The sequence below is a fragment of the Prosthecobacter vanneervenii genome (assembly GCF_014203095.1).
GTDB lineage: Bacteria > Verrucomicrobiota > Verrucomicrobiia > Verrucomicrobiales > Verrucomicrobiaceae > Prosthecobacter > Prosthecobacter vanneervenii.
The window spans coordinates 668,851-693,565 of record NZ_JACHIG010000001.1 but is presented as its reverse complement, the minus strand read 5'-3'; the positions used below and the strand labels follow the sequence as shown (position 1 = coordinate 693,565).

The 24,715-nt window shown below is 57.6% G+C and carries 23 protein-coding genes; 11 read left to right on the top strand and 12 right to left on the bottom strand.

The features are described 5' to 3' along the window. Position 1 precedes the first annotated feature (1 nt). Genes asnB through HNQ65_RS02560 form a run of 5 tightly spaced genes read left to right on the top strand, consistent with a single transcriptional unit; the run spans position 2 to position 6,212 of the window. On the top strand, positions 2-1,819 hold the full coding sequence (gene asnB / locus HNQ65_RS02580) for an asparagine synthase (glutamine-hydrolyzing) (RefSeq protein ID WP_184337907.1): 1,818 nt from the start codon (positions 2-4) through the stop codon (positions 1,817-1,819). Between the two features lie 6 nt (positions 1,820-1,825). Next, positions 1,826-3,016, top strand: coding sequence for a glycosyltransferase (locus HNQ65_RS02575; protein WP_184337906.1), 1,191 nt, complete (start codon positions 1,826-1,828; stop codon positions 3,014-3,016). A 25-nt stretch (positions 3,017-3,041) separates the two neighbouring features. After that, entirely contained in the window at positions 3,042-4,049 is a 1,008-nt protein-coding gene (gene gmd / locus HNQ65_RS02570) for a GDP-mannose 4,6-dehydratase (RefSeq protein WP_184337905.1), read from the top strand. A 6-nt stretch (positions 4,050-4,055) separates the two neighbouring features. Further along, the gene (locus tag HNQ65_RS02565; RefSeq protein WP_184337904.1) at positions 4,056-4,991 is read left to right on the top strand and encodes a GDP-L-fucose synthase family protein; all 936 of its coding nucleotides are present in this window, start codon (positions 4,056-4,058) and stop codon (positions 4,989-4,991) included. A 3-nt stretch (positions 4,992-4,994) separates the two neighbouring features. Beyond that, positions 4,995-6,212, top strand: a complete 1,218-nt coding sequence (locus HNQ65_RS02560; RefSeq protein WP_184337903.1) for a glycosyltransferase family 4 protein — start codon at positions 4,995-4,997, stop codon at positions 6,210-6,212. Here the strand turns inward: HNQ65_RS02560 and HNQ65_RS02555 are convergent. Further along, complete coding sequence (locus tag HNQ65_RS02555; RefSeq protein WP_184337902.1) at positions 6,184-7,263, bottom strand: alpha/beta hydrolase family protein; 1,080 nt, start codon at positions 7,261-7,263, stop codon at positions 6,184-6,186. The two genes, HNQ65_RS02560 and HNQ65_RS02555, sit on opposite strands and share 29 nt — an antisense overlap. Positions 7,264-7,314: 51 nt before the next feature. After that, positions 7,315-8,025, bottom strand: a complete 711-nt coding sequence (locus HNQ65_RS02550) for a zinc metallopeptidase (protein WP_184337901.1) — start codon at positions 8,023-8,025, stop codon at positions 7,315-7,317. A gap of 148 nt (positions 8,026-8,173) precedes the next feature. Between HNQ65_RS02550 and HNQ65_RS02545 the strand changes: the two genes are divergently transcribed. Then, positions 8,174-8,911 (top strand): hypothetical protein, encoded by a 738-nt coding sequence (locus tag HNQ65_RS02545; protein ID WP_184337900.1) that lies wholly within the window; start codon positions 8,174-8,176, stop codon positions 8,909-8,911. A gap of 94 nt (positions 8,912-9,005) precedes the next feature. Next, positions 9,006-9,245, top strand: a complete 240-nt coding sequence (locus HNQ65_RS02540; RefSeq protein WP_184337899.1) for an acyl carrier protein — start codon at positions 9,006-9,008, stop codon at positions 9,243-9,245. Between the two features lie 252 nt (positions 9,246-9,497). Here HNQ65_RS02540 and HNQ65_RS02535 read toward each other — a convergent pair whose 3' ends face one another. The 10 genes from HNQ65_RS02535 to mutL form a co-directional block, all read right to left on the bottom strand. Further along, on the bottom strand, positions 9,498-9,821 hold the full coding sequence (locus HNQ65_RS02535) for an FtsB family cell division protein (protein WP_184337898.1): 324 nt from the start codon (positions 9,819-9,821) through the stop codon (positions 9,498-9,500). Positions 9,822-9,836: 15 nt separating this feature from the next. Next, complete coding sequence (gene eno / locus HNQ65_RS02530) at positions 9,837-11,123, bottom strand: phosphopyruvate hydratase (RefSeq protein ID WP_184337897.1); 1,287 nt, start codon at positions 11,121-11,123, stop codon at positions 9,837-9,839. 222 nt (positions 11,124-11,345) lie between these two features. Beyond that, complete coding sequence (locus HNQ65_RS02525) at positions 11,346-12,122, bottom strand: prepilin-type N-terminal cleavage/methylation domain-containing protein (protein ID WP_184337896.1); 777 nt, start codon at positions 12,120-12,122, stop codon at positions 11,346-11,348. After that, complete coding sequence (locus HNQ65_RS02520; protein ID WP_184337895.1) at positions 12,119-12,505, bottom strand: type II secretion system protein; 387 nt, start codon at positions 12,503-12,505, stop codon at positions 12,119-12,121. Before HNQ65_RS02520 ends, HNQ65_RS02525 begins: the two co-directional genes overlap by 4 nt. Next, positions 12,502-12,912: a pilus assembly FimT family protein gene (locus HNQ65_RS02515; protein ID WP_184337894.1), complete on the bottom strand. Its 411-nt coding sequence runs from the start codon at positions 12,910-12,912 to the stop codon at positions 12,502-12,504. Before HNQ65_RS02515 ends, HNQ65_RS02520 begins: the two co-directional genes overlap by 4 nt. 27 nt (positions 12,913-12,939) lie before the next feature. Beyond that, positions 12,940-13,377: a type II secretion system major pseudopilin GspG gene (gene gspG / locus HNQ65_RS02510; protein ID WP_184337893.1), complete on the bottom strand. Its 438-nt coding sequence runs from the start codon at positions 13,375-13,377 to the stop codon at positions 12,940-12,942. Between the two features lie 14 nt (positions 13,378-13,391). Beyond that, positions 13,392-14,627: a type II secretion system F family protein gene (locus HNQ65_RS02505; protein ID WP_184337892.1), complete on the bottom strand. Its 1,236-nt coding sequence runs from the start codon at positions 14,625-14,627 to the stop codon at positions 13,392-13,394. Continuing rightward, the gene (locus HNQ65_RS02500) at positions 14,627-16,339 is read right to left on the bottom strand and encodes a GspE/PulE family protein (protein WP_184337891.1); all 1,713 of its coding nucleotides are present in this window, start codon (positions 16,337-16,339) and stop codon (positions 14,627-14,629) included. The genes HNQ65_RS02505 and HNQ65_RS02500 overlap by 1 nt, the downstream gene beginning before the upstream one ends. 192 nt (positions 16,340-16,531) lie before the next feature. Beyond that, positions 16,532-17,827, bottom strand: coding sequence for a DUF1501 domain-containing protein (locus HNQ65_RS02495; protein WP_184337890.1), 1,296 nt, complete (start codon positions 17,825-17,827; stop codon positions 16,532-16,534). A gap of 78 nt (positions 17,828-17,905) precedes the next feature. Then, positions 17,906-19,864 (bottom strand): DNA mismatch repair endonuclease MutL, encoded by a 1,959-nt coding sequence (mutL, locus tag HNQ65_RS02490; protein ID WP_184337889.1) that lies wholly within the window; start codon positions 19,862-19,864, stop codon positions 17,906-17,908. Here mutL and HNQ65_RS02485 point away from each other — a divergent pair. From HNQ65_RS02485 to HNQ65_RS02470, 4 genes are all read left to right on the top strand, one after another. Continuing rightward, on the top strand, positions 19,863-20,339 hold the full coding sequence (locus HNQ65_RS02485) for a HesB/IscA family protein (protein ID WP_246437514.1): 477 nt from the start codon (positions 19,863-19,865) through the stop codon (positions 20,337-20,339). The genes mutL and HNQ65_RS02485 overlap by 2 nt on opposite strands. Before the next feature lie 143 nt (positions 20,340-20,482). Beyond that, entirely contained in the window at positions 20,483-21,277 is a 795-nt protein-coding gene (locus HNQ65_RS02480) for a hypothetical protein (RefSeq protein WP_184337888.1), read from the top strand. Between the two features lie 301 nt (positions 21,278-21,578). Next, on the top strand, positions 21,579-22,688 hold the full coding sequence (purN, locus tag HNQ65_RS02475; RefSeq protein ID WP_184337887.1) for a phosphoribosylglycinamide formyltransferase: 1,110 nt from the start codon (positions 21,579-21,581) through the stop codon (positions 22,686-22,688). Beyond that, positions 22,685-24,697, top strand: a complete 2,013-nt coding sequence (locus tag HNQ65_RS02470) for an ATP-dependent helicase (RefSeq protein WP_184337886.1) — start codon at positions 22,685-22,687, stop codon at positions 24,695-24,697. The genes purN and HNQ65_RS02470 overlap by 4 nt, the downstream gene beginning before the upstream one ends. The last annotated feature ends 18 nt before the right edge of the window (positions 24,698-24,715 follow it).

The window sequence follows — 24,715 nt, the reverse complement described above, 5'->3', positions numbered from 1 at the left end:
TATGTGTGGCATCGCAGGAGTGCTGAGCTCGGAAAAAATGGATGGTGGCAAGTTGTCAGCAGTTTTGCAGCAACTTATTGCTTCCTTGAAGCATCGTGGACCCGATGACAACGGCACCTGGATAAATGCATCGGGCACTGTCGGATTGGCGCATGTGAGGCTGGCCATACTTGATTTGTCCCCCGGTGGTCATCAGCCGATGCACACACCTGACGGACGTTTTCACATCACCTTTAATGGGGAAATTTATAACTTTAAAGAGCTTCGGAATGAACTGGAAAGAGATGGGGTGCCGTTTGCCAGTCACTCGGACACCGAGGTGCTTCTACGCTTGTATGAAAAACATGGCCTAGCCATGCTGCCCAGGCTGAGAGGCATGTTTGCACTAGCCATTTGGGATGAAAAAAACCGCCGTTGCTTTCTTGCAAGAGACCCACTTGGCATCAAGCCTCTTTATTATACCACGAGAGGCGGAAGGCTGGCGTTTGCCTCGGAATTGAAGGCTCTGCAGGTGTCTGGTTTTGCAGGCAGTCAGCTGGATGCTGAGGCATTGGTGCGGTACTTTCAAATGGGGTCTGTGCAGGAGCCGCACACGTTGCTGGCTGATGTCCATTGTCTTGAGGCTGGTCATTATTTGATATGGGAGCAGGGAAGATGTGCTAAAAGCTGCTACTGGCGTGTGACATTCACCTCTGATGAAATGAGTGGGGGGGATGCAGTTGAAACGGTAAAGCAGGGGCTGATGGAAAGCATTGACGCTCACTTTGTCAGTGATGTGCCGGTTGGGATTTTCTTGAGCGGCGGCATCGATTCGACTGCGGTGCTGGCACTGGCACGTGCGTCAGGGCATCACAAAATCAGCACCTTTTCCATCGGTGTTGATGATGCCGGTATGGATGAAAGCGCGCCTGCCGAACGCACTGCAAAACACTTCGGGGCAGATCATCACGCAATGCGTCTGAATGCCGAAAGGGGAGGGGAGTTGTTTGCCAGATTTCTGTCAGCCATGGATCAGCCCAGTGTTGATGGTTTCAACACCTACGCTGTTTCTGCTTTCGCGAGGCAGGGCGGTATGAAAGTAGTCTTGTCTGGCCTGGGAGGAGACGAACTCTTTGCTGGATACAAAAGCTTTGATGCCGTTCCTCGCCTTCATGCACTGAATCGTGCAGCACACTGCATCCCTCTGGCAGCTGGTATTGCTGGCTGGGCGTTGGAAAGAAATTTCTACTCTGCAAAACTCAGGCGTGTTGGTTCTATGCTGCGCCTCCCTCCCACAGTGAAAAATTCTTATCGAGCCTTTCGGGGCATACTTTCCTTCCACACGGCAAAGCTGCTGGCTGCACGATATTTGAATTGCTCGTACGATAGTCTGCCGGAGCTTCCGAATCATCATATCAAGGTGGAGGACATACGTAACGCTGTCAGCAAGTGTGAACTCACCCTTTATATGCGCAACCAATTGCTGAGGGACAGTGATGTCATGAGCATGTCACAGGGACTGGAGTTAAGGGTTCCGCTTGTTGACCGAGTTTTCTTTGAAAAGATTGCCAAAGTGCCGGCATCGCTTCGTCTTCGAGCAGGTAAACAGATGCTTTTGGATGCCGTTCCGGAGGTGCCTGAATGGATCAAAAACCAGCCCAAACGCGGGTTTGTATTTCCCTTTGAGAAGTGGATTGAGCAGCAATGGGGGCAGGAGTTTGCAGCTGCGACTCAAAAGCTGCCTTTCACAAACCCCACATGGTTTACACGCTGGGCTGTCTTCATGCTGGATCACTGGCTGGAACGTTCGGCCGGCCATGCGCGTGCTGCCATAGTCTGATCTGCCATGCGCATACTTCACGTCATGCCTTCGATGGCCCCCGCTTTCGGGGGGCCTGTCGCAGCTATTCATGTGATGGCCCGTGGGTTGCAGGATGCTGGTGTTACGGCGGATATCGTGACGGTGCATCCGCAGACTCGTTCGAGAAATGAAATCGAAGAAGCCCGTGCAGGGGTTAGCTGGCGATCTTTTCCACTACAGCTGGCTGGCTATGGAATTTCGTTGTCTTTGAAACGCTGGCTGCGGGCGCATGTCGGTGGGTACGATTTGGTTCACGTACATGGAGCATTCTGTTACTCCAGTTTCATCGCCCAGAGTGAAGCTAGGCGTGCTGGGGTGCCTTACGTCTTGAGACCCTTTGGAGTTCTCAATCGTTGGGGAATGGAGCGTCGCAAGGCATGGCTGAAGCGACTGATCTTTCGGTGGCTGGAAAAACCGGTGATGGAGAATGCGGCTGCGCTGCATTTTACGAGTGAGGATGAGGCTGCTGACGTGGCCCGTTTGAAGATCAAAGCCCCTGGTCACGTGATTCCGCTGGGCATCGATCTCTCACCCTATGAGCATTTGCCTTCTCCGCGTCTGTTTGAATCCCGCTTTCCTGATTTTGAAGCGGAAAAAACAGTGTTGTTCCTTTCTCGAATCGATGTGAAAAAGGGCTTGGATTTGCTGTTGCCGGCTTTTAAAAAAGTTCTCTCCTTTATAGGCGGCGTGAAGCTCATCATCGCAGGTGATGGCGATCAACTTCTAATGGCAAAATTACAAAATCAGGCTATTCAGCTGGGGATCTCAAAAAGTATTCTTTGGACCGGCTTTCTTTCAGGAGATACGCGTCTTTCGGTCATGGCCAAGGCCACAGTTTTTTGTCTGCCATCCCGGTCTGAAAATTTTGGCATGGCCCTGCTTGAAGCCATGGCCTCCGGAGTGCCATGCGTTTCTACTGATCAAGTGGCTCTTTGTGCCGAGGCGGCCAAGGAAGGGGCTGTTTGCATGACATCGGTATCAAAAGATGCTGTGGCAGATGCTTTGATCATGCTGCTGCAAGATGATCAGCGACTCAATGAGCTGGCCTCACGGGGGCAAGCCTACGCCGCAAAGAATCACTCCATGAGCGCCGTAGCCCGGCGGTTGAAACTGTTTTACGAGGGACTATGCAGCACATTACCGCGGCCTTCCGAGAGGAAATACCTCGAAGGGTGAACGCGACCCCATACAATTGATTGGCATGAAAAAAGCACTCATCACCGGCATCACAGGGCAGGACGGTTCCTATCTGGCGGAATTGCTACTGACCAAGGGATATGAGGTCCACGGAGTGATCCGTCGTTCATCCAGCTTCAATACAGGACGCATTGATCATATCTATGCGGATCCGCACTTGGAAGATGTCCGTATTAAACTCCACTATGGAGACCTCGCTGACGCCGTGCAGATGGTGAAGCTGCTCTATGAACTGCAGCCGGATGAGATCTACAATCTCGGGGCTCAGTCTCATGTGAAGGTCTCCTTTGATGTTCCGGAGTATACTGGAGATGTGGATGGGCTGGGCACGCTGCGCATTTTGGAGGCGATCCGAGAGTCTGGTCTGTTGAGAAAAACACGCTTCTACCAGGCTTCATCCTCGGAAATGTTTGGCAAGGTCCAGGAAGTGCCGCAGACAGAAAAAACGCCATTCTGGCCACGTTCTCCTTATGGTTGTGCCAAGGTTTTCGCCTTCTGGTTGACGGTGAACTATCGTGAAAGCTACGGGCTGCATGCTTCGAACGGCATTCTATTCAATCATGAATCTCCCCGGCGGGGGGAGACCTTTGTCACGCGTAAAATCACTCGGGCGGCTACTCGTATTAGAATGGGGCTCCAGGACAAACTTTATCTTGGCAATCTAGACGCCAAGCGTGACTGGGGCTTCGCGGGAGAATACGTGGAAATGATGTGGTTGATGCTGCAGCAGGATGTGCCGGATGATTATGTAGTGGCAACCAATGAAACCCACAGCGTACGAGAATTCTGCCAGGAGACTTTTGGACTGCTTGGCCTTGATTGGGAGAAGCATGTAGTGCACGATTCCCGCTATGAGCGCCCCGCAGAGGTAGACCTGTTGATCGGCGATCCCATCAAGGCTCGCAGGCAGCTTGGCTGGGAGCCAAAGGTGCGATTTAAGGATTTGGTCAAAATAATGGTGGATGCCGATCTCAAGCTGGCTGAACACGAGGCGAAGTTGAAGAGTCTCTGAAGCACGATGAAGTTGTTTATTTCCGGACACAAAGGCATGGTAGGGGGCGCGCTGGTGCGACGCTTTCAGCAAATTTCCGGCGTGACGATTGTTACGCGTTCTCGTCAGGAACTCGACCTGTCGGACCAGGCTGCTGTGGCTGCCTTCTATGCTGCGGAGAGGCCGGATGCTGCCATCATAGCCGCTGGAAAGGTTGGCGGCATTCATGCCAACAGCACCTACCCGGCAGAATTCATTTATGAAAATCTCGCCATTGCCAGCCATTGCATCCACAGCGCCTGGACTTCGGGGGTCAAGAGGCTGCTGTTTCTTGGCAGCTCATGCATCTATCCCAAGCTCGCCCCGCAGCCCATCACGGAGGACAGTCTTATCTCTTCTGCGCTTGAGCCTACCAACGAGGCATACGCGATTGCCAAGATTGCGGGAGTCAAAATGGCTGAGTATTACCGCAAGCAGTATGGTGTGGTCTATCACTCTGCCATGCCTACCAATTTGTTTGGCCCCGGAGACAATTATCACCCGCAGAACTCGCATGTGATGCCTGCTCTGATCAGGCGTTTTCATGAAGCCAAAGAAGAGTGCCGAAACGAGGTGCCTGCTTGGGGGACAGGCAGCCCAAGGCGTGAATTCCTGCATGTCGATGATTTGGCTGACGCCTGCGCTTTTTTGCTGCAGCTCCCAGATCCGCCAGATCTCGTCAATGTGGGATATGGGTCGGATATCACCATTCGGGAACTCGTGGAATTGGTGGCTGAGACCGTTGGGTACAAGGGCAGGATCGTCTGGGATGAATCCAAGCCCGATGGCACACCGCGCAAGCTGCTGGACACATCCCGCATCAACAGTCTCGGGTGGAAGCCGCGCATTCCTCTCAAGGAGGGGCTGGCGCAGACCTATCAGGCATTTTTGGAGGAGCTTAAATCCAATCGCCTTCGCAGCTGATTCATGAAGATCCTTCTGGTCAATCAGTGCTTCTTCCCGGACCATGTGGCCACGGCGCAGCACCTCACTGATCTGGCGCATGAAATGGTCCAGGCGGGGCATCAGGTAACTGTGGTGGCGTCGTCTCGTGGCTACGACAATCCAGAGATCCGCTACCCCGTGTGTGAAAAGTGGCGCGGTATCGACATTCGTCGCATTTGGACGCCTGGGCTCGGAAAGAAGGCCAAATGGCGGCGGTTTGTGGATTTTGCAGCCTTCTGGGGAAATGCGATGCGCATTCTCTTCTTTCTCCCACGGCACGATGTCACAGTCTGTCTGACCTCGCCCCCGCTGATCTCCACTCTGGGCACCGTCGTTGCCCGTCTTAAAGGAGGGGCTGTTGTTCCTTGGGTCATGGACCTGAATCCTGATGAAGCCGTGGCTGCGGGCTGGCTTAAAGCCGGGGGCCTGGTGGAGCGCGCGCTGACGTTCATTCAGAACTGGAGCTTTCGCCGTGCTTCCCGCATCATCGCACTGGATCGTTTCATGGCAGACCGGCTCACGGCCAAAGGTGTCCGCCCCGAGGTCATTCACACCGATGCGCCATGGTCTCACGATCAGGCTGTGCAGTATGATGTGGCTGCGCGGGATGCCTTTCGTGCCGAGCACGGAATTGCTGGAAAATTTGTGGTCATGTATTCCGGGAATCACAGCCCCTGCCACCCACTGGATGATGTGCTGGCAGCAGCAGACCAGCTAAAAGGGGAGGAGAGGCTTCATTTTCTCTTTGTGGGTGGTGGCAGCGAGTTCAAAAAGGTGCAGTCGTTTGCCAGGAGCAAGGTTCTCCAAAACATCACCTGTCTTCCATATCAGCCCATGGAAAAGCTCTCCGGCTCTCTTTCATCCGCAGATCTTCATCTGGTGGTGATGGGAGATGCTTTTGTGGGGATTGTGCACCCGTGCAAGATCTACAACATCCTCACTCTTGGTATTCCGTTCCTTTTTGTGGGCCCGGATCAAAGCCACGGCTCCGATCTGGCGCGGAGGCTCGGCCATCCTGAGCACGGGCGGGTGGCGAGAAACGGGGATGTACCGGGCATTGTGCGGCAGATCCAGGAGGCTGTGGCGCTTGGGTCACAGCCCGTCAATCCGGCCGCCAGGACACTTGGCGCGGAGTTTTCCCACTCGGTGCTCTGCCCGCGCCTGGTGCAGGTCATTCAGCAGGCTGCAGCACGCGCTTGATCAGTTCGTAACTGGCCAAGCGTTCGGCGTCGGGAAAGTCGTGGTCTGAGTCTGGGTGCGCCACCTGCAGGTGCGACTCTGCTCCGTGGAGTCTGAACAATGGCAGAGCTGCGCTCACAATCCGGTCCACGCTCTGCCAGCGGAAGTTGGCATCCCTGAGCGGTGCGTTCACATAAAGGTAACGCGGAGCCAGGCAGGCGATGAGCTCGTAGTGGTCCCATGGGCAGTCCTGCGGATGTCCCAAATAGTCAGCCATACGCATCATGTAGCGTTCCTGCACGTAGCCTTTGATGTTGCCGCCGTAGTAGTCCAGCAATGAGTCAAAGCCGCAGCTGGAGACGATGACTTGAATACGATCGTCAAAGACAGCGGTGAAGATGGCATTGTGCCCGCCCAATGAGTGACCGATGGCGGCATAGCCATGCTGACGGTCCACGTAGGGCAGGGAGTCCAGATAGTCCAGCCCACGCAGATTGTCCCAGATGGCCTTCATGGTGCCGCTGGGCATGTGCAGCGCCTTGAGGTCCGGCTGGTAGTCCGCGAGTAGCGGATAGCTGGGGGAAAGCGTTACAAAGCCCCGCTCCGCCAGCTCCTGGGCATACTGCCGGTGGGGCTTGCCCCCGAGCCCGACAACCACCTTGAAGCCGATTTTATTCTCTGTCGGGTGCAGGCACAGCACAGCAGGTGTTTTCTTTCCAGCCAGTGCAGCTTTGGGGATGCACAGATAGGCTGGCACCCGACCTCCCGGCTGAGAGGTATAGGTGATCAATTTCCGCACATAGCTGCCGCAGTCGGTTTCCTCCAGTGTCTGCGCATCCAGTGCACAGCGCATTTCCTGGCCGGGCAGGGGGCCGATGACCTGCTGAAATCCCGCCAGCGCTTCTTTCCTCCTGGATTCCCATTCGGCTGTCGTCTGCGCGGTTCTAAGCGTGCCGTCTTTGGCGCGGTATTCGAGCAGGTTGGTGCGGCTTAGCCCGCGAATGGGTGGAATATCCTGAGCTGCTAAGCCCAGCCAGGGCAGTAGGAGAAGAAGAGACGAAACACGGCGCATGGGAGCCATACGCCGCGTGGTGGCAATTCTTTGGTACACTTTGCCATGGCACTACTCGTCCCTGCGGTTGTTGCCCAGCAGGAGCATTACGTAGTAGAGGAAGGTGCCCAGCGCGCTGATAAAGGCTGCCACGTAGGTCAGGGCTGCGGCATCCAGTACACGGCTCATGGCGGCGGTTTCCTCTCCAGGAGCCACGGCTCCGGTGCTGGCCAGGATGCGTTTGGCGCGCGCTGTAGCATCAAATTCCACCGGCAGCGTGACCAGCTGAAAAAGCATCACAATGCCAAAGCAGACAGCCAGGATCGGCAGGGCGATCTTTGGCATCAGCCACAGCAGCCCCATGCCTACAAAAGGGATGATCTGCCCCGCGATGGTCGTGATGCCCACCGCAGCCATGCGCCATTGCAGGGGCGCATAGAGCTGCTGATGCTGAATAGCGTGGCCGCACTCATGAGCCGCCACTCCCAGTGCCGCCACATTCGTGCCGTAGTAGTTTTCTTCGCTCAGCATCAGCCGCTTGTTGGCGGGGTCGTAGTGGTCGCTGAGCTGGCCTGCGATGGGGTGGATGGACACATCCTGGATGCCGTTCAGGTCCAGAATGCGCTGGGCGATCTGCGCACCCGACAGTCCGGAGCGGGCTGGTACCTGAGAATACCTGCCGTAAGCGCTCTTGACACGCCAGGAGGCGTAAACTGACAGGGCGATCGTGCCAAACGTGAGCAGAAGATAAAATGGATCAAAATAGAAGCCTGGGGAGTACATGACGAAATGTAATGTGGGTTTGACAATAAATACGCAGCTACAGCGGTCTTGGGAAGCACCGGCGCATTCCAAAATTTCGCATAGTTTGTCACACAAAATCCCGTGTTGCGTCCACGCCAGCCTGCGATTGAGTCCGCAGTTATCATTCATGGAAAATCTTCCCCCCACATCCAGTCCCGCATCCTCGGAGACCATTCTCTGCCATATTACCAACTGGTACTACCGCCGCATGGGCATGTTGGCGGGGCTTTGCTTCGTCTTCGGCCTCGTGTTCCTTTATGATGGTGTCTGGGGGTATCCGAAGGTGGTGGCCATCGCCAAGGAGAAGGAACGGTTTCTGAAGGAGTTCATTCCTTCGTTTGACGCCGCCAAGCGTGAGGGGCGCATGGAGCAGTGGCTGGCGGACGCCAAGGCCAAGGGGATGCCCACAGGCGTGGATGGAGATTCCCCACGCTGGAAAAGCTACGCAGCCAAGAACGGCTGGGATGAGGAGCCAAAACACTACACTGACAACGAAATCGCTGAGCAGTTTTACTGGGCCTATGGCTGCTTTGCGGCTGCGGGCATTGCTGGCATTCTTGTCCTGCTCAATCGTGGCAAAACCCTTCGTGGGGAGGCTGACCACTGGGTGACGCCAGAAGGCGTGCAGGTTCACTACAAGGACGTCTTCCGCGTGGACAAGCGGAAGTGGGAGCACAAAGGCCTGGCCTATGCCTGGTACCGCACGCCATCAGGCGCTGAGAAGCGTGCCGTGATAGACGATCTGAAATTTGGCGGGGCCGACAAGGTTTTGACCCGCCTGCTTGGCCGTTTCAGTGGTGAACTGATCGAAAAAGTCAGCGATCCCGATAGCGGTGAAACACAACCTACGGCCACGGAAAAATAGCGGTATTAAGCCAAGGTGAAAAAAGGTGGGAATTTCCTCTTGCTAAACCAAACTCAGCCGCTAAAGCTCCGCCCCATCCCAACAACCCCCATCTATGGCAGAAAACATCACAGAAAAAGTCAGAGACATCATCGTTGAACAGCTTGGCGTGAATCCCGAGCAGGTCACATCCGAAGCCAAGTTCATCGAAGATCTCGGTGCCGACTCCCTCGACACCGTCGAACTCGTGATGGCCTTTGAAGAAGAATTCGGCATCGACGTTCCAGACGAAGAAGCTGAAAAGCTTCAGTCCGTGGGCGACGTCGTTCGTTACGTTGAAGAAAACGCCGAATAATATCGGTCGAACATCAATCTCTTCTAAAGCCAGGTGGTTCATCCACCTGGCTTTTTCTTTGGACTGACTCCGGTCTCACGTGATTTTCCAGTCGGTTGAACTGCGGCTTAAGGGCTGGTAGCGGAAAGGATGGGACAGAGCCTACTTTGAGAGCCCTGCGGTGGCTCAATCAGCCTGCAGTAACGGTGTGCGATCACGATTCATGATCGCGGGAACTGATCCGGAAAGCCGCTTCCAGGGAGATTCAGCCCATTAAAACCTCAGCACATACTCGCCTTCCTTCTGCAGGTGCAGGCGGTCACGGGCGGCCATTTCGAGGTAGGCGTTGTCGCTTTTGATCCACTCCATTCGGCGCAGGAGTTTGTCGCGCTGGGCTTGCAGTTCATTGCGTTGCCCTTTGAGCTGTTCCAGCTTGGCCCTCATGGCGGTCTGGGTGTCGATCGGGTTGTCGCACAGGACATACACGACAGGAACAACCAGCAGCAGAAGGATAAAGCGTCCGATCTTGAGAAATGCGCGCACCCAATGTTCCCAGCCTCGCTGGGGTTCTGATGCGCGCACTTCTCGGTAGTTCATGGATCGGGTCTGGGATTAGACTTTCATGCGGCCGCCAAAGATGGCGTTTTCGCCCAGTTCCTGCTCGATGCGCAGGAGCTGGTTGTACTTGGCGATACGGTCGCTGCGGCTCATGGAGCCGGTCTTGATCTGACCGCAGTTTGTAGCTACGGCAAGGTCGGCAATGGTGTAGTCTTCGGTTTCACCGGAGCGATGGCTCATGACGGCGGTGTAGCCGTGGCGGTGGGCCAGGTCCACAGCGTCGAGTGTCTCGGTCAGGGAACCGATCTGGTTCACCTTCACAAGAATGGAGTTGGCGACTTTCTGGTCGATGCCCTTCTGGAGGAATTCCACGTTGGTGACGAAGAGGTCATCACCCACCAGCTGGGTGGTGGCGCCGAGCTCCTTGGTGATCGTGCTCCAGCCTGCCCAGTCGTTTTCGGCGCAGCCGTCTTCGATGGAGATGATGGGGAACTTCTTCTTCAGCTCGGCGTAGTAGGCCACGAGTTCGGCGGCAGAGCGCTCGGACTTGTCGGACTTCTTGAAGACATACTTGTTCTTTTCCTTGTCGTAGAACTCGGAGGAGGCGACGTCCAGTGCGATGAAGATGTCTTCACCGAGCTTGTAGCCAGCCTTGTCCACGGCCTGGGCGATGACTTCCAGCGCGTGGTCAGCGCTCTTCAGAGTGGGGGCAAAGCCGCCTTCGTCACCCACAGCGGTGCTGAGGCCCAGGTCGTGCAGGATCTTCTTCAGGGAGTGAAACACCTCGGCACCGTAGCGGAGGGACTCGGAGAAGGTGGGGGCGCCTTTCGGCATGATCATGAACTCCTGGAAGTCGATCGGGGCATCAGAGTGTGCGCCACCGTTGATGATGTTCATCATCGGTACGGGAAGCACCTTGGCGTTCGGGCCGCCGATGTACTTGTAGAAAGGCACTCCCAGGGTGGCTGCGGCGGCCTTGGCTACGGCGAGGGAGACGCCCAGGATGGCGTTTGCACCGCACTTGGCCTTGGTCTTGGTGCCGTCGACTTCCAGCATGGCTTTGTCGATGCCCACCTGATCCTGTGCGTCGGCGCCGATGAGGGCGTCTGCCAGCTCGTTGTTCACGGCATCAACAGCCTTCAGCACGCCTTTGCCGAGGAAACGCTTCTTGTCGCCGTCGCGCAGTTCGAGCGCTTCGTGCTCGCCTGTGCTGGCACCGCTGGGGACTGCCGCACGGCCCATGGCACCGCCTTCGATGTAAACATCCACTTCAACAGTGGGGTTGCCGCGAGAGTCGATGATTTCGCGTCCGATGACGCGCGAGATGGTGAGTTCGTCCATGTGGATAGGATTATTTAAGTTTTGCTAATTAATGGGGATTTTTCAAGAAGGTTTCCAGAAATCTCCAGAAAGGCTTCATACACGGATGCGGCTAGCGCTCAAATGGTAGTTTTGTGCAGCGCAGCAAGACGCGAGCCACCAGCACCGGCGCAAGAAGGGGAAAAGCCTGCGAGAAGGGATTTTCGACACACATTTGTCACCCGCAGCCTGCCCGCAGGGGCTTCAGCGAAGGCCGGTCTGGCCGCTGGGCAGGGCAGGGGCCTGTACATTGATCTGCCCGTTGGGTATCTGCGCAGCAGGCTGCCCGTTGGGCAGTGTGTTGCCAACCGGAGCAGGCTGGATCAGTGTCAGAGGCTGGGACGGGGCTATCCAGAAGACCTGTCGGAGGCTTTCTTCCCCTGGCTGCTCCAGCACCAACTCCACGAGAGGCGGATGTTGAAAAACCATCGGTGCAGCGGTGGGGTTCTCCTCCGCCCAGACCGTGACCCACTGCTGTGTGGCGGGTACGTAGAGGCGCCAGTCGCATTGAAGCAATTCCTCAAACAGCACGACGGTGGTGACGTTGGCTGGCTTGTTTTTGAGCACATCGTTCGGGTTGGGCATCGGTTGGCATGAGAGCAACAGCCGCATGCCGCCTCCGGCCAATCCCTGGGTGTAGAGCTTGACGATGAAGTTGGGCGTTCCGTCAAAAGGAGAGGGGACATTCTGCAGTTCCAGCTCGTGCAGGTACTGCCCGCCAGACTGGGTGGTCTTCAGGTTCAGCGTCGAGGTGGCTGGAAGAGCGGTGAACAAAGATTCGCAAAAGGTCGCAAAAGCATGCTTGCGCGTGTCTCGTGCTTCGGCGCGGTGCACATCATCCGCCAGGGTCAGGGTGCCCTGCGTGATCGTGTAGATGGCGGTGATCACCAGGGCGGTGATGCCCAGGACGATGATCATCTCCAGCAGAGTGAATGCCTTGCTGCGGCTGCTCCGCAGTGCTTTTAGCCGGGGGGCTTTCATGGCTGGAAGAGCGGGGGGTAGAGCCAGGTTTCAGTGCTGGCTTGCTGCGGGGTGCGGCCTTCCATCCAGTCTGCCGTGACGCTGACCTCGAAGATGCCCTGAATCGCCTGCCCGTTACGGTCTGAAAGCTCCAGCGGGGTGCGTCGCACGGTGTAGGTGATCAGACCTTCCTTGATCTTCATCTCCTCAGGGGGATTTTGAACGAAAATGCGTGTCTGCTCGAGCAGGATGGAGCGCATGCGCTCTTGGATGGCAGCCTCATGCTGTCGCTGCAGAGTGTTTTCTCCGAGTTGGTGCACCGCCTCCACCAGCGCCACCACGGCCATGCTGAAAACAATGATGGCCAGCAGCGTCTCCAGCAGGGTGAAGCCCTCTCTCTTCATGGGGTTTCCTCCATGTCTTGAAAGGTGGCGGTCAGCGGGTCCAGGACGGCTGTCACGGCAGCATCTCCTTGCTGCCAGCGCAGCGTCAGGGGTTCGCACAGGCGTCCTGGGCGCAGAAAAAGACGTTGATTGCGGGAGGTGACAAAGATGCTGGCTCCAGCACGCTTCACCGTCAGCTTCATGCCTTTGGCCAGTTCGTCCAGCTCCACCTGCTGGCCTTGGGCAGTGGCCACTGTGCGGGTCATTGCCTGCATCAGCACGCTCTCCGCTTCATGCGCTACTTTTAACAACTGGTGGTCCTCGTTGATGCGTTGGATCGCTCCCACACCGATGCCGATGACGAGGGACGCGATGGCAAGCACCACGATCATCTCCAGCAGCGTGAAAGCAGCGGCGCGAGAGGGCATGCCCAAGGGGGATGAGGTTGGCTGAGCTTACCAGTTGCCGATGTCATCCTCGGTGTTTTCGACACCGTCAGCGCCGAGGGAGAAGACATCGTATCCTGCGGGGTTGTGTTTGCCTGGATTGCGATAGACCAGCTTGTGTCCCCAGGGGTCGAGGAGGCCTTCAGGCTTGGCCAGTTGCTTCCAGCGCTTGGGTTTGGGCTCGGCGGTTGGACGTGTCACCAGTGCATCCAAACCCTGGGCCTGGGTGGGATACATCATGGCGCCGAGCTTGTAAGAGGTCAGCGCGGATTCGATGCCTTTGATCTTGGACTGGGTCGTGACGTCCTGGGCGTTGCCTTCAATGCCCTGCACCATCACCGCTACGGCACCCAGAATGAGGGCGATGATGAGCAGCACGACCATCATCTCGAGCAGGGTAAAGGCTTTGGTGCTGAAGCGTGGGCTGGATGCGTGGATGTGTTTCATGGGTTGGAAAAGTGTCAGTGCTTGAGCTGGTTGAGGGTGGAAAAGACTATGTTGATCATCGTCCAAACGAGCCCACCTACAAGTACCGCCATGATCATGAGCAGGCAGGGCTGGATGAGGGCTGTGGCCCGCTCGATCACGCGGGAAAGCTGGGTGTCCATGCGCGCGGCGGCCTTTCCCAGAACCTCGGACAGGTGCCCGGTGTCTTCGCCGATGCGGATGACATCGATGGCCTGGGAGTCGAGGGCCTTGGTCTTTTTCATGGCGTGACTCAGAGATGCCCCCTCCTGGACCAGCACCTCAGCCTGAGAAAGAGCATGTTTCAGGTGCAGGTTGGTAATGGCGCGCCGCACCAGCTCCAGTGCAGGCAGCAGAGGCACGCCACCACGCAGAAGGCTGCCCAGGGTTTCAAAGAACTGAAGCTCAAAGTGCGCCCGTGTGATGTCGCGGATGGCGGGCAGGCTGATCATGAGCTTGTGCCACCAGGACTTGAAGGCGGGCGTCTTGTGCACAGCCACCAGGGACATGACCACCAGTGCCAGCAGGATGGCCAGTGCCCACCAGTAGCCTCGCAGGATTTCGGACAGGGCCAGGCTCAGCCTGATCATCAGTGGTGGCTCCTTGCCAGTACCTGTCAGCAGGCCTGCCATCTTGGGCAGCAGGTAGGTCACCATGATGACCGCCAGCGCCGCTCCTGTGGCAAACAAAAAGGCCGGGTAGATCAGTGCCCCAACCACCTTGGCGTGCACGGACTCCATCAGCCGCAGATGCCTTGCCTGCCGGTCCATGATCTCGTCCAAAGCGCCGCTGTTTTCCCCGGCGGCGATCATGTTGCAGTAAAGCTCGTCAAAGGCTGAGGAGGCCTGACGCAGTGCGGAGGAAAGAGGCACGCCATTGCGCACCAGTTCGCGTGCTTGTCCGGCCAGTGTGCCGAGCTTGGAGGCGCTGCGGTTTTCCATCGCGTGCAGGGCCTGCTCCACCTGGAGTCCGGAAGACAGCAGGTCTCCCATGTCTTCCGTGAAGCGGATGACATCTGCCTTGTTGAGTGCGAGCGAGTTTGGTTCGGCTGGCTGGGCTTTTTTCTCTGCGGTGGCCGCTGCGGCCTGGCCATGCGATTGGGACTGAATGGAACGTGCCTGCAGCCCACGCCGCGCCAGCTGGCGCAGGGCATCGCTGCGGTCGGCAGCTTCAATGGTTCCGGCTTTGACCGATCCGTCAGCGGACAGGGCTTGGTAGGCAAAGGCTGGCATCACTCAAACTCCTCGCTGGTCACACGTGCCACTTCTTCCAGCGTCGTCACGCCGGCAGCAGCCTTCTTCAGTCCGTACTCTCGCATGGGGACAAATCCGTCTTTGCGTGCCTGCGTCTGCAGATCCGCCTCGGACGCACGTTCAGAGACGAGCGTCTGCATCGTCGGCGTCATGAGTGCGATCTCGTAGAGTGCCACACGGCCCGAGTAGCCTGTGCCACGGCATTGCTGGCAGCCGCCGCGCGCCGCACGGTACAGCTTGAGGTTCTTTGCTTCAGGAAAGCCGAGCTTCAAAAAGTCTTCCCGCTTGTAGTTCGCAGGCTCTTTGCACGCAGAGCACAGACAGCGCACCAGTCGCTGGGCGATGAAAGCGCGCACTGCCGAGCTGACCAGGAAGGGTTTGACCCCCATTTCGATCAAACGTGTGATTCCCGCCACCGCGTCATTGGTATGCAGCGTGGAGAAGACCAGATGGCCCGTGAGCGATGCACGCACCGCGATCTCCGCTGTCTCCAGGTCACGAATTTCCCCCACCATCACAACGTTGGGGTCGCCGCGCAGAATGCTGCGCAGGCCGCTGGCAAAGGTGAGGCCGATCTCGCTTTTCACCGGGATCTGCACGATGCCTGGCAGCTTGTTTTCCACCGGGTCCTCAATGGTGACGATGCGGCGGTGCACACTATTGAGCTGGGAGAGGAAGGTGTAAAGAGTGGTCGATTTGCCGGAACCTGTAGGACCTGTCACAAGCACAATACCGTTGGGCTTGGCCAGCAGGACTTCGATGCGCTCCCGTAGTTCATCGCTCAGGCCCAGGCGATCGAGAGTAAAGCGCTCCTGGCCCAGCAGACGCAGGCTGATGGACTCGCCCTCCACACTGGGGATGCAGGCCACACGGACGTCGATGGACTGGTTGTCCGCCTTCAGATTGATACGGCCGTCCTGTGGCAGACGCTTCTCGGCAATGTCCAGTTTGCTCATCACCTTGATGCGCGCGATCACCGATGACTGCAGGGATTTGATATTTTCCGGCACCGGCACCTCATGCAGGAAGCCGTCGATGCGGTAGCGGATGCGCAGGCTGTCCGGCTGCGGCTCCACATGAATATCAGTGGCCTTCTGCGCCAGCGCTTCACGGATGATCTGATTCACAAACTTCACCACCGAGGCGTCTTCATCCTCGTCATCAATGACATTGGCCTCGTCCCGCAGGTGCTGGTCATCCGTGCCTCCTCCGCCAGCGGCGATCAGCGCGTCAAAGGTGTCCGCACCCACCCCGTAGAGCTGCTGAACGGCATTGAGCAGTTCTGTCCGAGGGGTGAGGCACCACTTTACCGGCAGTTGGGAAACACGTGCCACCGCCTGCTTGGTGATGAGGTCAAACGGGTCGTGACAGGCCAGCAGCAGCCGACGCTGGCTCTGCGGCTCGTCGTTGGTGAAGCCGACAGGGTAGATCTGGTGCCGTACCGCGAAGCGTGCAGGGATGAGGCGCTTGAGCTCCGCTGCTTCATCCGGGTGGGGCTGCGGAGATTCCAGCCACTGCCAGCGCAGATGCTCCGCCAGATGGCGGGAAAACTGGCGCTCATCCACAGCGCCGCTCTCCACCAGTGCCAGTGCAGGGGAAATGCCGCCTGCTGAGGCATGATCAAGTGCGGCCTGCATGTCGGCAGCATCCACCCCGGCGGCCTGCGCGACTGATTTGAGAATGACGTTCATGCGTGAAGACTAGGGGCGGGGATCCTCCTGGCTTCTTGGCCAGGCCGGGATTCCAAGCGCTGAATGGCAGACTACAAGAAATCCACCCCCAGGGCTAACCTTTTTACGATGTTCCAGCCACTTTTCACCTCGCATTAGTGCGATGGTGAGTGACAAATTCTTCACGAAGACGCCTGATGAAGGCTGACCTTCTTAGCCAAACAGCGAGGTCAGCGGCTTGCCTTTGTCTGCTACGGTGAAGGGGCGCTTGCTCGGGCTGTACAGCACTTGGTCCAGAGGAATGCCCAGTGCGTAGGCGATGGTTGCGTTGAAATCAGGAATCGTGACCGGGTTCACGGTGGCTTCATCACCGCTGTCATCCGTGGCTCCATACACCTGTCCGCCGCGGATGCCGCCGCCCGCCAGCAGGCAGGAGAATCCGCGCGCATGGTGGTCGCGGCCGTCGTTGGCGTTGATCTCCGGCGTGCGGCCAAACTCCGTGGCCAGCACCACCAGCGTCTCCTGCAGCATGCCGCGGGATTCCAGATCCTGCAGCAGGGTGCTGAGGGCGGAGTCCAGCTCGTCGCACAGCTCTGGCACACGGGTGAAGTTGGCGTTGTGAGTGTCCCAGCTGCCGAAAGAGACTTCGACAAAGCGCACTCCATTTTCCACCAGACGGCGCGCCAGCAGGCAGCCCTGGCCAAAGCGGTCGCTGCCGTACTTGTCGCGCAGCTTTTCGGGCTCGCTGCTCAGGTCGAATGCCTTCAGCTCCTCGCTCTTCATCATCTTGAGCGCGTCGTCATACATGTCGGCATAAGCACGCACGTTTTTGACGTTATAGGTTTCGGCAAACTGGCGGTCGAGCTGCTTGGCGGTGTTGAGTCGGCTGGCGAAGCGCTCTTCGGTGAACCACTGATTCGTCTTAACATTGTTGATGCCGCTTTCGGGATCATTGATCATCAGCGGGGCGAAGCGGCTCTCAAAGAAGCCGGCGCCGGGATGGCGGCTGTCATTGCCGATCATCACGCTGCCGGGCAGGGTGGGGTTTCCACGATCTTGAAACTTCTGCAGCCACGCACCCATGGAGGGGTGGCGGATGCTGCTGCGCATGGTGTAGCTGGTGTGCTGGTAGTAGTTGCCCTGCTCATGCGCGCCCTGGGTGGTCATCATGCTGCGGACAACCGCCAGCTTGTCCATCTGCCGGGCGATAAGGGGGATATTGTTCGAGACCCGAATGCCATCCACATTGGTGTTGATCACCTTCGTCAGGCCCATGATGTCGGTCTTTTCCGGCTTGGGGTCAAAGGTGTCCAGGTGGCTCATGCCACCGTTCATGTACAGGTAGATCACATTGCGCGCCGTCGCCGCCTGCTTCAGTGGGGAGGCCCCCTGGCCCGGAGCCGCTATGACACGCGGGGCGAAGTGCGCTGCGGTGCTCACTCCGAGAAAGGTCTTGGCGGCTCCAGAGACAAAGGACCGGCGGCTGAGATCGTGGCGAAGGGAATTCATGAGACGTGCGCGTTTTTTGGGGTGCGCCCCTTTAACGCAGCCTTCCTGCAGACTTATCACAAGATTTGCATTCCACACTCAGCCCGGCGCACGCCGCCCAAACTTCCGCTCAAGCTCTGAGGTGGAGATCTGCACCAGCGTGGGGCGGCCATGCGGGCAGCAGTAGGGCATCTCGCAGGCAAAGAGATCCTTCAACAAGGCTTGCAGTTCAGGAATGGAGAGCACGTCGTTGCTCTTCACCGAGGCGCGGCAGGCGATGGTGGCGATGGCGTCTTCGCTCAAGCGCAGGCTGGAGGATTTGGAACTCAGGCTGCTGAGCTCCTCGATGACCTGGTCCAGCCACGCGGAAGGATCATCCGTTTTCAGAAAGGAGGGCAGGGTCTCCACCTTGAAAATATTGGGGCCAAAGGGCTCGATCTCGATGCCCAGACGGTTCAGCGAGGTCAGGTTTTGCTTCAGCAGGTCGGCGTCCCGTGGAGTCGTCTGCAGCGTGATCGGCATGAGCAGCCGCTGGCAGGGGACACCGCCGGATTCAATGGCGCGGCGGAACTTTTCAAAGTTTACCCGCTCGTGTGCGGCGTGCTGGTCCATCAGCACCAGCCCCTCCTTGCTCTCCATCAGCACATAGAGCTTTTGCAGCACGCCGATGATGCGGAAATCCGGCGCTTCAGGTGCCTTCGTGTCGACGACTGCCTCCTGAGGGTGCTCCTCGGTTTCTTCCTCCGGGCTGGCGATTTGCGGCTGCTGGGGTTCTTCGGCTTTTTCTTCTTCAGTAGCGGCAGTTTCTGCTGGGAGCGGTGGCGCTGCAGGGGTGCGTGCAGCGGCGATCCTTGCCAGCACATCCGCTACGCGATGCGAGACGACCGATGTAGGAGTACTTGCGGGCACCTGCGGACGAGCCGGTTCAATATTTCGCAGCGGCGCAGACGAAGCTGCCACAGGCATGTCAAACTGCTCCTGCCGGCTGCTGGGCAGGGTGGGGGTGCTGCCGGCTGCGTGCGGAATCGGTGCCGGACGTGCAGGGGCGTGGCCAGTCGGCAGCTTGGCGGCCTTTTCCAGCGTGCGACTCACGCAGCGGGCAATGGCCTCTCGCACGCTGTTGCCGTCATGAAAGCGCACCTCTTTCTTGGCTGGGTGCACGTTCACATCAAAGGCCTGTGCATCCATCTGGATGAAGAGGAAGGTCACCGGATGCTGACCCTTCATCAGCGCCGTGTGGTAGCCCTCCCGCAGACCGTAGGAGATGCTGGCGCTCTCGATGGGACGGCCGTTCAGATAGGTGGTCTGCATCTGCCGGTTGGAGCGGCTCATGCCTGGGCCACCGATATAGCCGGAAATCGTTACGCCGTGCAGGGTGGTCTCCTCCACTTTGAGAAGGCGTGAGGCCAGTTCATCGCCCACCAGGCCGCGAATGCGCTCCAGCATGTCCCGGGTGGCTGGCAGGTGCAGCACCAGATCGCCATTATGGGTCAGTGTGAAAGCCACCTGCGGATTCGCGATCGCATGCAGACGCAACTGCTGCTCCACATGGGCAAATTCCGTATTCTCCGTGCGTAGAAACTTGCGCCTTGCTGGCACATTGAAAAACAGCGATCGCGCCTCCACAACAGTCCCCGGAGCGCCGCCATGGTCGCGCACGGCCACCATTTTGCCGCCGTTCACCTCGATCTCCGTTCCCACCAGCGCCGTTTTTTCCCTCGTGGCCAGTCGGAAGCGGGACACACTGGCGATGCTGGGCAGCGCCTCTCCACGAAATCCAAAGGTGTGAATCGCTCCCAGGTCCTCCTTGGTCCGTATCTTGCTGGTGGCGTGGCGCTCTAGGCACAGCATGGCATCCTCCCGGTCCATTCCAGAACCATCATCCACAATGCGAATCATCGCGATGCCGCCGCGCTGGGCGTGCACCTCGATATGGCGTGCTCCGGCGTCCAGGCTGTTTTCCACCAGTTCCCGCACCAGGGCGGCAGGGCGCTCCACGACCTCACCTGCCGCCACCTGGCTGGCGAGTGCGTCTGGAAGAATGCGTATTTTGGCCATGAAATTGGATAAAGTGTATGGCGGGGAGCGTAGCCTCTATAGTCATACAAGATTGTTACCTTGGACGCCTGATGGGGATTTGCAATCTCCGTGCTTCTCGGCCATCTGGCTGCTTCTTCCTTTTGTTCTGCCTCGCATGATTTCCCTGACCTCCAGCGCCATCGACCATCTGAAGTCCCTTATCGCCGAAAAACAGGCTGCGCCCGGCACCGGGTTGCGCCTCAGCGTAGAGAAGGGAGGCTGCGCGGGCTTCCAATATGTGATGGCGCTAGACCAGTCTCGGGAAGGGGATGCCGTGCACGAGCAGGAGGGGGTCTCTGTCATCATTGGGCCAGACAGCATCGGTTTCCTGCGCGGCTGCGAAATCGATTACGTGGACTCTCTTGCGGATTCCGGTTTCAAGCTCAACAACCCCAATGCAGCCCGCAGTTGTGGCTGCGGCACCTCTTTTGAACCGCAGCCGACAGAAAAGTAAGCCTTGGATTATTTGACCAAGCTAAAGCAATAGAAGCAAAGTATCTGCCAACTTATTCACAAAATTTCCTTTTCAAAATCCGTCAATATTGTAGAATTTGAACATATCTGTTTTATAGAAACTAAAATTTTCGCAATTCTGTTATGCAAATCCGATTTTTGAGCGACGGCAACGAGTACCGCTCCTACGGCGGTGGCAGTTTTTCCAAGAAGAAAGACTCCGGAGGCATCTTCTGGTGGACGATTCTCATCACTTTGCTGATGGGCTTTGCCACTTTTTGCTGGTTCTTCAGCATCATGGTGTTCGCGCATCCTGAAAAACCATTCAACTACCGCGTGCTGTCGCGTTTCGATAAACTCGACCCGCTTCGCAAGTTTACCAACTACACCGTTCCACAGGGGAAATTCCTGCCGGCGCGCGATTTGCTAGCAGAGTTCTATTCCTTTAATCGTGAACAGCTCGCGGTGAAGAATGACCTTCTGAAGCGCTCCTACATCCGCAACTACAAACAGGAGCAGCCGCTTTATGTCAAAGGCAGCTTCCAGGTGATCAATGCACGGCCTCTTACTGCTTCTGATGTTATCACCGATGGCTGGGTGGTGCGTGCGCGCTCTGCTGACATTGAAGACGTGGATATTGAGATCGTGCTGCCTGGCAACAAAGATAAAGCGGATCCTTATCAAGCCGGCGATACGCTGGTGCTCGATCAAAAAAGCACCTTCGCTGCTGCGCTGCATGTTCAGAAGTTTGATCAGGAGCGTGTCTGCATAACGCTGATGCCTCTGGCATACCAAGGTTTTGTCACCAAGGACGGCAAGCAGTTCAAGATGACACCTCCTGCCAAGCTCAACATGGACGCCTACTGGCCGCTCACTCGTGATCCTGGCGCTTCCGTTCTGGAAAGCAGCTCTGATAAAGTGGTGTCCAAGCAGGGCTGATCAGATTTGAGACATATTTTTTAAAGCGGGAGGTTTTGCCTCCCGCTTTTTTTTGCATCTTTGCTGCAGGCCTGAATAGGTGTTCAGGCTCGGCTAATCGCATGATCCTGCATCCCCGCAAAGATGGGTGTGAAATTGAATGAAGATGCCCACAGGTCGAACGACGGGGGAATGGCGGCGGCAACTTCATGCGCGTTGTCAAGCCACCAGATGATGATGCTTCTTCACTCTTTTGAAGAGGCGTATTTTTCCAGATGCTCGTTCCTTGCATCCGTTCAGGTTCACGCCATTAGCAGTGCGCATGTCCGCTGACTACACACCCGCCACCATCGCCGACGTCCGGCGTTTGCGTGACACCCTGGACCAGCAGGGAAAAAAGCTGGTCTTCACCAATGGCTGCTTTGATTTGCTGCATGCTGGCCATGTGCGTTATCTCGAGCAGGCTCGCGCTCTCGGAGATGCCATGGTGGTGGCTTTGAATTCCGACGAATCTGTCCGCAAGCTCAAAGGGCCGGATCGTCCCCTCAATTCGGAAAATGACCGCGCTGAAGTCATGGCTGCCCTGCGTGCCGTGGATGCTGTTGTTGTTTTTGGAGATGAGCGTGCCACTTCGCTCATCGAAGCGATTCAACCCCACGTTTATGCCAAAGGTGGGGATTACACGGTGGATTCTCTTAACCGTGAAGAGCGTACAGCTTTGGAACACGTTCGCGCAGAGATTCGCATTCTGCCACTTGTCCCAGGACGCTCCACTACCAGCACCATCAATAAGATGCTGGCAGGAGATGGAACTCAAGCCGCCGCTGGCGAATGCGGGCTGCGCATTGCTGTGCTGGGCTCTGGCGCAGGCTCAAACCTTGCCGCCATCATCGCAGATCCAAAGCTGCGTGCGCAGATGGTTGTCACCATCACCGATCAGGCTGACTCAGGTTTCCGTCAGATCGCGCAAGCGGCCGGAGTGCCCGCCCTGTATGTGGACGGCGGTGCCAATACACGCCGCCTCAGCGATGCCGCGCAAAAGGAGATCTATGAGCACCTGGAGCGTGCTCGCGTTGACGTCGTTGTGCTGGCGGGCTTCATGCGCATTCTTAAAGAGCCGGTGATCAGCGCCTATGCCGGGCGCATTGTGAATGTGCATCCCTCGCTGCTGCCAAAGCATAAGGGCGCCAATGCGCCGCAGATGGCCATCGATGCAGGTGATCAGGAAACCGGCTGCACCGTGCATCTCGTCACTGCAGAGATTGATGCCGGACGTATTCTGGCTCAGGCCTCGGTGCCCGTGCTGGCTGGCGACACGGCCGAGAAACTGCATGCACGCATCAAGGTGGAGGAGCACAAGTTGCTGCCTCAGGTGCTCAATGAATGGCGTGAGCGCGGCCTGCCCGTGCGTGGAGGAAAGGGGTTATCATGAGCGGATTTACTGGAACACTCAATGCCCAGCAGCGCGAGGCGGCCACACACATCCACGGACCGCTGCTCATTCTCGCAGGTGCTGGCACCGGCAAGACGCGCGTGCTCACCGCGCGCATCAGCTACATGGTGAACGAGGGCATCAACCCGAAGAACATTCTGTCCGTCACCTTCACCAACAAGGCCGCCAATGAAATGCGCGAGCGTATCAAAGGCATGGTGCGCGACGGCTTGGGCAAAAAAGTTGTCGTTGGCACCTTCCACGCCTTCTGCGTCCGCCTGCTGCGTGAGTTTGCCGAGCACGTGGGCTACAAAAACAACTTCGCCATCTACAGCCAGGGAGAGCAGGAGACGCTGATCAAGCGCGTGCTTCAGACTCTCCTGGTGAAGGACGAGACGCTGGACCCCAGCATGGCGCTCATGCGCATCAGCAAGGCCAAGAACGCGGGAGAGGGGCTCGGAGATCCCAAGGAAAACCTCGATGCCGCGGTCATGGAGAAGTACATGGATGAGATGCGCGGGCTGAACGTCATGGACTTCGATGACCTCATCATCCTCGGGGTGAAGTTGCTGGAAGAAAATGCCCAGGTGCGCGCCACAGTGCAGAGCCGCCACCATTACGTGATGGTGGACGAATTCCAGGACACCAACTCCCTGCAGATGCGCCTGCTGCGCGCCCTGGTGCCTGCACCATACAACGTCTGCGTGGTGGGCGATGACGACCAGTCCATCTACGGCTGGCGTGGTGCGGAGATTACCAACATCACCGAATTCGAAAACTTCTTCCCCAATCCACACGTGGTGAAGCTGGAGGAAAACTACCGCAGCACCACGCCCATCCTGCACACGGCCAACAGCCTCATCAAAAACAACGCGGGACGTCGCCCCAAGTCTCTCTGGAGCCGCAATCACGGCAACGACCTCGTTCGCCTCATCGTCACTGAGGATGAGAAAGAGGAGGCGGATATGATCGCGAAGGAGGTGGAAACCGCGCACTTCGCCAACAAGCAGCCTCTGGAGGAGTTTGCCGTGCTCTTTCGCACCAACGAGCAGTCGCGGGTGCTGGAGCAGGCCTTCCGCCAGCGCAAGATCGCCTACCGCGTGGTGGGCGCCCGCAGCTTCTTTGACCGCCGCGAGGTGAAGGATCTCGTCAGCTACCTCAGCGTGCTGCACAATCCGCACGATGACATGGCGCTGCTGAGAATTCTAAACACGCCCACTCGCGGCATCGGCAGTGCCACCGCCGAACTGGCGCGAGAGCGCAGCATGGAGAAGCACCACAGCATCTGGGTGGCCTTGTGCGATGAGGACTTCCTGCGCCAGATCCCTGAGAAGGGCCGCAATGCCATTCGCAATTTCACTGCGCTCATCACCAAGTATTCCGGCCCTGCGAACACCCCAGGCACGCAGCTTGTGGACATGACGCAGGCCCTGATTCTTGAGGTCGGCTACATGGATTATCTCAAAAAAGCAGCCAAAGAGCCGGATGATTTCACCGGTTGGGAAAACGGCGTCAATGAGCTGCTCAAGAGCATGGCCAACCACGCGGAGAGGGATCGCGCCAGCGGCCTTGCCGGTTTCTTGGACGAGGTGTGCCTCAATGACGATCGCGAGGAGAAGGACGATATCGAAAAGAAAAAAGGCGTGTGCCTGATCACCATGCACGCGTCCAAAGGACTCGAGTTTCCCGTCGTTTTCCTGCCTGGCATGGAGCAGGGCATCCTGCCTCACAAGCGCAGCTTTGACGAAGGTCGTGTGGACGAGGAGCGCCGCCTCTTCTATGTGGGCATCACCCGGGCCAAGCAGAAGCTTACGCTCAGCCACACGCGCATCCGCATGAAGTGGGGCAAGAAACAGACCAGCGCCCCCAGCACCTTCCTGAAGGAGCTGGATCGCAAATACGTCGAAGAGCTGGACTACACACGGCACATGAACGAGACCACGACTCAGGAGGAAAACACGAACTTCTTCTCCGGGCTTCGCGCCATGCTGGCGGATCAGCAGACGTAATCACCCGCCTGCCTGCCG